The organism is Pseudoroseomonas cervicalis ATCC 49957 (assembly GCF_000164635.1).
GTDB lineage: Bacteria > Pseudomonadota > Alphaproteobacteria > Acetobacterales > Acetobacteraceae > Pseudoroseomonas > Pseudoroseomonas cervicalis.
This window is the reverse complement of record NZ_GG770779.1, coordinates 20,671-27,333: the sequence shown is the minus strand read 5'-3', so window position 1 is coordinate 27,333 and position 6,663 is coordinate 20,671. Positions and strand designations below refer to the sequence as shown.

The window sequence follows — 6,663 nt, the reverse complement described above, 5'->3', positions numbered from 1 at the left end:
CCAGCGACCCGCACGCGGCCGATCCGCTGGCGCCCGACACGCTGGCCCCCGGCACGCCGCCCGGCCTGGCGCCCCGCTGAGCCGCCGCCGCCATTTCGTCATCGCCCCGTCAAGCGGCTGCAACGCCGCGCCCGTAACAGCGCCGCACGCGATTCCTGATGGAGATGACGATGCGCGCGCTGCTGCTCGCCGCCACCGCCCTGCTCGGGCTGGGCGGCGCCGCCCAGGCCCAGGGCCAGGACCAGCGGGTCGAGGCCCGCCTGGCCGGCCATGCCATCCTGCCCGCCTTCACCATGACCCTGCCGCCGGCCGACGCGCCGCGCGATGCGCTGGTCTCCGGCAAGTTCACCGGCGCGCAGCGGGTCGACCAGCCCGGCAGCATCCCCGGCAGCACCGGCCCGGCGCCGAATGGCCGCCCCACCGGCATTTCTCTTCCGTTCATCGGCCAGCCGGTGCAGGGCTTCTCCGGCATCAAGCCGGTGGCCGGCGAGCCCGGCGCCTACTGGGTGCTGACCGACAACGGCTTCGGCAACAAGCGCAACAGCGGCGACGCGCTGCTGATGGTCCACAGGATCCGCCCGGATTTCGCCACCGGCGCGGTGCGGGTGGAACAGACCATCTTCCTCTCCGACCCCGATCGCCGCGTGCCCTTCCGCATCGCGCATGAGGGCAGCGAGGCGCGCTACCTGACCGGCGCCGATTTCGACCCGGAGAGCCTCCAGCCCCTGCCGGACGGCCAGGGCTTCTGGATCGGCGAGGAGTTCGGCCCCTACCTGATCCGCGTCGACGCCGCGGGGCGGGTGCAGCAGGTGGTCGAGACCCGGCTGGAGGGGCGCACCCTGCGCAGCCCCGACCACCCCTCGCTCTTCGTGCCGAACAGCCCGGCCGCCGGCGTCGCCTTCCAGACGCAGCGCTCCGGCGGCTATGAGGGCATGGCGATGCTGCCGGATGGCAGCCGCCTCTGGGCGATGCTGGAGAAGCAGGTGCTGACCGCCGAGGGCCGCCCCGAGGGCGATTTCCTGCGCCTGATCGAGTTCGACACGGCGCGCGGCGAGTGGACCGGCCGCAGCCTGAAGTTCCGCCTGGCGCCGGGCGCCACCGCCATCGGCGATGTCAACTTCATCGACGAGCGCCGCGCCCTGGTGATCGAGCGCGACGATGCCGAGGGCGATCCGTCGCTCGCCTGCGCCCAGGGCCAGACCCCGCCGGCCTGCTTCCACGCCCCGGCGCGGGTGAAGCGGGTGACGCTGGTCGATCTCGGCCAGGTCGATGCCGAGGGCTTCGTGGCCAAGCTGGCCTATATCGACCTGCTCGACATCCGCGACCCGGAGCATCTGGCGCGCAACCTGGGCGACCGCGCCGCCGACGCCCCGCGCGAGCGCTTCGGCTTCCCCTTCTTCACCATCGAGAACGTCGCGGTGGTGGATGCCGAGCACATCATCGTGGCCAATGACAACAACCTGCCCTTCAGCGCCGGCCGCCACCTGACCCGCGCCGACGACAACGAGTTCATCCTGCTGCACGTGCCGGAGCTGCTGCGCCGGCGCTGAGCCGGCCCGCCCCCCCGCCCGCCGGCGGGGGGGCTTTCACCGGGGATGGCCACGCCCCGGCTTCGTTGCGCGGCCGGATGCGACGCCGTGGCCGCTTGCGGCCCGGCGCCGCCCCACCTACGCCTTGCGGTGGAGCCCCACCCTCGCGGAGACCCCGCATGAAGCTGCTGCGCGATGCGACCCCGGCCGACCTGCCGGCGATCACCGCGATCTATGCCCATCACGTGCTGACCGGCACCGGCACCTTCGAGGAGACGCCGCCGACCGAGCAGGAGATGGCGGCGCGCCTGGCGCGGGTGCAGGGCCAGGGCTGGGCCTGGCTGGTGGCCGAGGAGGCGGGGGAGGTGCTGGGCTTCGGCCTGCTCTCCGCCTACCGCGCCCAGCCGGCCTGGCGCTATGCCGCCGAGGATTCGATCTATGTCCGCCAGGACGTGCATGGCCAGGGCCTGGGCAAGAGCCTGGTGGCGGCGCTGCTGGAGCGGGCCGAGGCCGCGGGCTTCCGCCAGGTCTTCGCGGTGATCGGCGATTCGGAGAATGTCGGCTCGGTCGGGCTGCACCTGTCGCTGGGCTTCCGCCAGGCCGGGCTGCTGCGCGGCGCCGGGTTCAAGTTCGGCCGCTGGCTGGATGTGGTGCTGATGCAGCGCCCGGTCGGGGCCGCCGACAAGACCCTGCCCGCCGGGGCGGCGCCGCCCGGCTGAGCGGCGCGGCCGCCGCGCCACCCTCACACTGCCGTCAGCCGCCCTGGAAACGCCGGGGCCGGCTTCGCATTCTCCCCTCGGACCCGGGCCGGGTGGCGGCGCGCTCTCGCCGCTGCTCCGGCGTCCCGGCCCCATCCGGCGGAGGCGCGGAGGCGCGCCCGGCTTCCCGCGCCTTGCCGCCGGGGGCCGGCCTCCTCCCCGCCCCCTTCACGCCAAGGGAGAGGTGATTGCTCGAACAGATCGACGAGATCGGCCAGGAGGTTGTCGCCTCCCTCAGCTGGGCGCCCGACTGGGCGGTCAGCCTGCTGGTGCTGGGGGCCGCGGCGCTGCTGGCGCTGGCGCTGCACCGTGCCGTCTACCGGGTGCTGACGCGGCTGGTGGAGCAGCGCGAGCTGTTCTGGCGCTCGCTGGTGCAGCGGACGGAGGGGCCGGTGCGCATGGCGCTGGTGGTCTTCGCCCTGTCGATCGCCGCCGGCATCGCGCCGCTCAGCCCCGGCCAGACCACGGTGCTGCGGCACGGGCTGCTGATCTGCTTCATCGGCCTGCTGGGCTGGGTGATGCTGACCGCGCTGCACATCTGGACCACGGTCTATCTGCGCCGCTTCAAGCTGGAGGCGGAGGACAACCTGCTGGCGCGCAAGCACGCCACGCAGTCGCGCATCCTGCAGCGCGTGGCGGCGACGCTGATCGTCGTCATCACCGCCGCGGTGGCGCTGATGACCTTCGACGGGGTGCGGCAATATGGCGTGTCGCTGCTGGCCTCGGCCGGTGCCGCCGGTATCGTCGTGGGTCTCGCGCTGCAGCCGCTGCTGAAGAACCTGGTGGCCGGCATCCAGCTGGCCATCACCCAGCCGATCCGGCTGGAGGATGCGGTGATCGTCGAGGGCGAGTGGGGCAATGTGGAGGAGATCTCCTCCACCTATGTCGTCGTCCGGCTGTGGGACTGGCGGCGCATGGTGCTGCCGCTCAGCTACTTCATCGAGAACCCGTTCCAGAACTGGACGCGCGAGGGCGCGGCGCTGATCGGCACGGTGATGCTCTATGTCGACTACACCGCGCCGATCCCGGAGATGCGGCGCAAGCTGGAGGAGATCGCCAAGGGCTCCTCGCGCTGGGACGGCAAGGTGGTGAACATGCAGGTCACCGACTTCAAGCAGGACACGATGGAGGTGCGCATGCTGGTCAGCGCCGGCAATGCCGGCCGCGCCTTCGACCTGCGCTGCGAGGTGCGGGAGAAGATGATCGGCTGGCTGCAGGCCGAATATCCGCACGCCCTGCCGCGCCGCCGCGCCGAGATCGACCGGGCGCCGCAGGCGGCCCTGGCCGCCGAGTAGAAAGAGAAGGCTGGGGGGACAGGGTCCCCCCAGACCCCGCCATCAGAAGGCGGGGTCCGGGGTGGCCCTGCCACCCCGGCGGGGGTCGGGGGGCGGAGCCCCCCGCTTACTCCTGGAACGCCTCGAAGCTGGAGGGCGAGAGCTGCTCGATATCGCGCCCGGCCCAGTCGCGCGACTTCATGCCCTGCCACATCGCCTCGGCGCCCTTCTGCACCTCGCGCCCCAGCTCGATCGGGTCGTAGCCGGGCACCACGCCGCCCTGCATCACCACGCGGCCATCGATGATCGAGGTGTCGAGATCCTCGGCGGTGGCCGAGAAGACGATGTTGCGGATCGGGTCGCGCAGCGGCGTCATGAACATCGTCTCGCCGCCCCAGATCAGCAGGTCGGCCTTGGCGCCCGGCGCGATGCGGCCGAGATCCTCGCGCCCCAGCGCCTTGGCGCCGTTCAGCGTGGCGGCGTTGAAGACATCGGCGGCGGTGGCGACCTGGGTGCGGCGGTCGACGATCTTGGAGACCACCGAGGTCCAGCGCATCGCCTCGATCATGCTTTGCGGGCAGGTGTCGGTGGCGATGGTCATGTTCACGCCGCGCTCCTGGTAGCGGGCGAAGCTCTCCATGGCGATGCCGCGCCGCGCGAACACCCAGACCGCATGGGCCACATTGGCGCCGGTGTCGGCCAGGATGCCGATATCGTCGGCCTGGTAGTTGGCCCAGCTGCTCTCGCCCGGGATGATGCAATGGCCGAGGATGCAGCGTTCCGACAGAAAACCGATCTTCTCCAGCCACTCGATCGGCGTGCAGCCATTGCGGCGGGTCATCTCGTGGAATTCCGGCACCGACTGCGAGACATGCAGCGCCAGCGGCACCTTCATCTCGCGCGAGGCGTCGGCGGAGCGCTTCAGCAGCGCCTCGGAGCAGGTGTCGACCTGCATCGGCGTCAGGAAGCCCTTGATGCGGCCATTGGCGCGGCCGTCCACGCGCTCGATGAAGGAGACGGCGTCGTTGAAGCCGGAGAGCCCGTCATCCGGCAGCCACTCATACTCCACCGTGCGGCCATTGGCGGTCAGCCAGCGGCCGGAGCGGTAGCCCTGGCCGATATAGGCGCGCAGCCCCACACGCTCGGCGTGTTCCGCCACCACGTCGCCGTGCCAGCCGATCTCCATGATGGTGGTGGTGCCGGTGCGCAGCAGCTCGGGCATGGAATAGGCGATGCAGGCGCGGCGCGCCGCCTCGGTGATGGCGCCGTCGCGGGCGGTGAGGAACTCGAACAGGCCGGAGAGGTAGAATTGCCGCGGCCCGCGATCCTCGACGAAGCTCTTGTCCAGCGGGCTTTCGGAGAGATGGGCGTGGGTGTTGATCAGCCCGGGCGTGACCACCTTGCCCTGGGCGTCGATGGTCTGGTCGACCGGCCCGTCATAGCTGCGGCCGACATGCAGGATCTTGTCGTCCTCGACCACCACCACCCCGTCCTTCAGGTGGCGGTGCCCGCCCTTCTGGTAGGCGATGATGTGCGAGGCGCGGATCAGGGTGCGGGCCACGGGCTTCTCCTGGCGGGAATGATTCAGCGAGCGTTCCAAAGCCCTGCCGAGGGGTCAATCACCCGGGAGGGAGGGCTGTGAAAACAAGGGGCACGCAGGGCGCGCGGGGCGGGGCGTATCGGCAGGCGCATCGCGGCGTCTGGCCCATGGCCGCGCAATCGCCTAGCCTCCGCCCGCGCCCAGCCATGAGGATGCGATGCATGTTCCCGCTCTCTCCCGCCGCGCCCTGCCGGCGCTGGGGCTCGGCCTGATGGCCGGCGGCGCGATGGCGGCCCCGAGCGGCTTCGCCCCCGATCTCGAGGAAAAATTCGCCGCCGGGCTGCGCTCCGGCCTGCTGCGCGGCGTGCATGCGGTGCTGGTCGCCCGCGACGGGCAGCTGGTGCTGGCGCATTACGGGCAGGGCCAGGACCAGAGCTGGGGTCGCCCCCTGGGAGAAGTCCGCTTCGGGCCGGAGGTGGCGCATGACCTCCGCTCGGTGACCAAGAGCGTGGTCGGGCTGCTCTATGGCATCGCCCTGGCGCGTGGCGCGGTGCCGCCGCCGGAGGCGCCGCTGCTGGCGCAATTCCCGGACTATCCCGACCTCGCCGCCGACCCGGCCCGGCAGCTTCTGCGGGTGGTGGATGCGCTGGACATGTCCATGGGCCTCGCCTGGGATGAGAGCCGTCCCTACACCGACCCGGCGAACAGCGAGATCGCCATGGAGGCGGCGCCCGACCGCTACCGCTATGTGCTGGAGCAGCCGGTGCAGCAGCCGCCCGGCACGCGCTGGACCTATTCCGGCGGGGCGGTGGCGCTGCTCGGCGCGCTGATCGCGCGCGGCACCGGGCAGAGCCTGCCGGATTTCGCGCGGGATGCGCTGTTCGCGCCGCTCGGGATCGAGTCGGAGGGCTGGGCGGCGGGGCGGGATGGCGTGCCCTCGGCCGCGTCCGGCCTGCGGCTGACCGCGCCGGGGCTGCTGCGGATCGGCCAGGCGGTGCTGGCGGGCGGGGTGTGGGAGGGCCGCCGCGTGCTGCCGGCAGACTGGCTGGCGGAGCTGACCCGCCCCGGATTGCCGACCGGCGACGGGCTGCATTACCGCCGCCTCTGGTACCAGGGCGGCGGTTATGTCCCGGCCTTTGGCGGGCCGCGCCCCTGGCTGGCCGGCATCGGCAATGGCGGCCAGCGCCTGTTCCTGATGCCGGCGGCGAAGCTCGCCATGGTGTGTTTCTGCGGCCTCTACGACCAGCCGGAGCAGGGGGTGACGCCCTTGCGCATCTGGCGCGAGATCGTGCTGGCCAATCTGACCGGCTGAGCGTCGCGCCATGCGCTTCCTGCTGGGCTTCGCCGGCGGCGCCGGGCATTTCCGGCCGCTGCTGCCGCTGGCCCGCGCCCTGGCCGCGCGCGGGCACGACATCCGGTTCGCGGCCCAGCAGGGCATGCTGGCGACGGTGCGCGAGGCGGGCTTCGCCGCCACGGAAAGCGGCGGCGACACGCTGCTGGCCGCCGAGGCGCGCCGCCCGCTGCTGGCGCTGGACCCGGCGCGGGAGGAGCGCGCCGTCACG

The 6,663-nt window shown here is 72.3% G+C and carries 5 protein-coding genes and 1 pseudogene; 5 read left to right on the top strand and 1 reads right to left on the bottom strand.

Going from position 1 to position 6,663, the window contains the following annotated elements; all coding sequences use genetic code 11:
• Window positions 1–170 precede the first annotated feature (170 nt).
• From HMPREF0731_RS11390 to HMPREF0731_RS11380, 3 genes are all read left to right on the top strand, one after another.
• On the top strand, window positions 171–1,550 hold the full coding sequence (locus tag HMPREF0731_RS11390; protein ID WP_157136073.1) for an esterase-like activity of phytase family protein: 1,380 nt from the start codon (window positions 171–173) through the stop codon (window positions 1,548–1,550).
• Window positions 1,551–1,708: 158 nt separating this feature from the next.
• The gene (locus HMPREF0731_RS11385; protein ID WP_007004274.1) at window positions 1,709–2,248 is read left to right on the top strand and encodes a GNAT family N-acetyltransferase; all 540 of its coding nucleotides are present in this window, start codon (window positions 1,709–1,711) and stop codon (window positions 2,246–2,248) included.
• Window positions 2,249–2,475: 227 nt separating this feature from the next.
• A complete protein-coding gene (locus HMPREF0731_RS11380; RefSeq protein WP_007004273.1) occupies window positions 2,476–3,582 on the top strand; it encodes a mechanosensitive ion channel family protein in 1,107 nt (368 codons plus the stop codon).
• A 106-nt stretch (window positions 3,583–3,688) separates the two neighbouring features.
• On the opposite strand, the gene HMPREF0731_RS11375 is transcribed toward HMPREF0731_RS11380, so the two are convergent.
• Window positions 3,689–5,122: a chlorohydrolase family protein gene (locus tag HMPREF0731_RS11375; protein ID WP_007004272.1), complete on the bottom strand. Its 1,434-nt coding sequence runs from the start codon at window positions 5,120–5,122 to the stop codon at window positions 3,689–3,691.
• Window positions 5,123–5,318: 196 nt separating this feature from the next.
• Between HMPREF0731_RS11375 and HMPREF0731_RS11370 the strand changes: the two genes are divergently transcribed.
• Together HMPREF0731_RS11370 and HMPREF0731_RS25355 are read left to right on the top strand one after the other, a co-directional pair.
• Complete coding sequence (locus tag HMPREF0731_RS11370) at window positions 5,319–6,413, top strand: serine hydrolase domain-containing protein (protein WP_007004270.1); 1,095 nt, start codon at window positions 5,319–5,321, stop codon at window positions 6,411–6,413.
• 10 nt (window positions 6,414–6,423) lie between these two features.
• Window positions 6,424–6,663, top strand: a pseudogene (locus tag HMPREF0731_RS25355) (hypothetical protein); the annotation flags it as partial.

What these genes read in the sequence shown, in the direction of transcription:
- HMPREF0731_RS11390 (WP_157136073.1), top strand. Translation starts at nt 171, where the DNA reads ATGCGCGCGCTGCTGCTCGCCGCCACCGCCCTGCTCGGGCTGGGCGGC.
- HMPREF0731_RS11385 (WP_007004274.1), top strand. Translation starts at nt 1,709, where the DNA reads ATGAAGCTGCTGCGCGATGCGACCCCGGCCGACCTGCCGGCGATCACC.
- HMPREF0731_RS11370 (WP_007004270.1), top strand. Translation starts at nt 5,319, where the DNA reads ATGCATGTTCCCGCTCTCTCCCGCCGCGCCCTGCCGGCGCTGGGGCTC.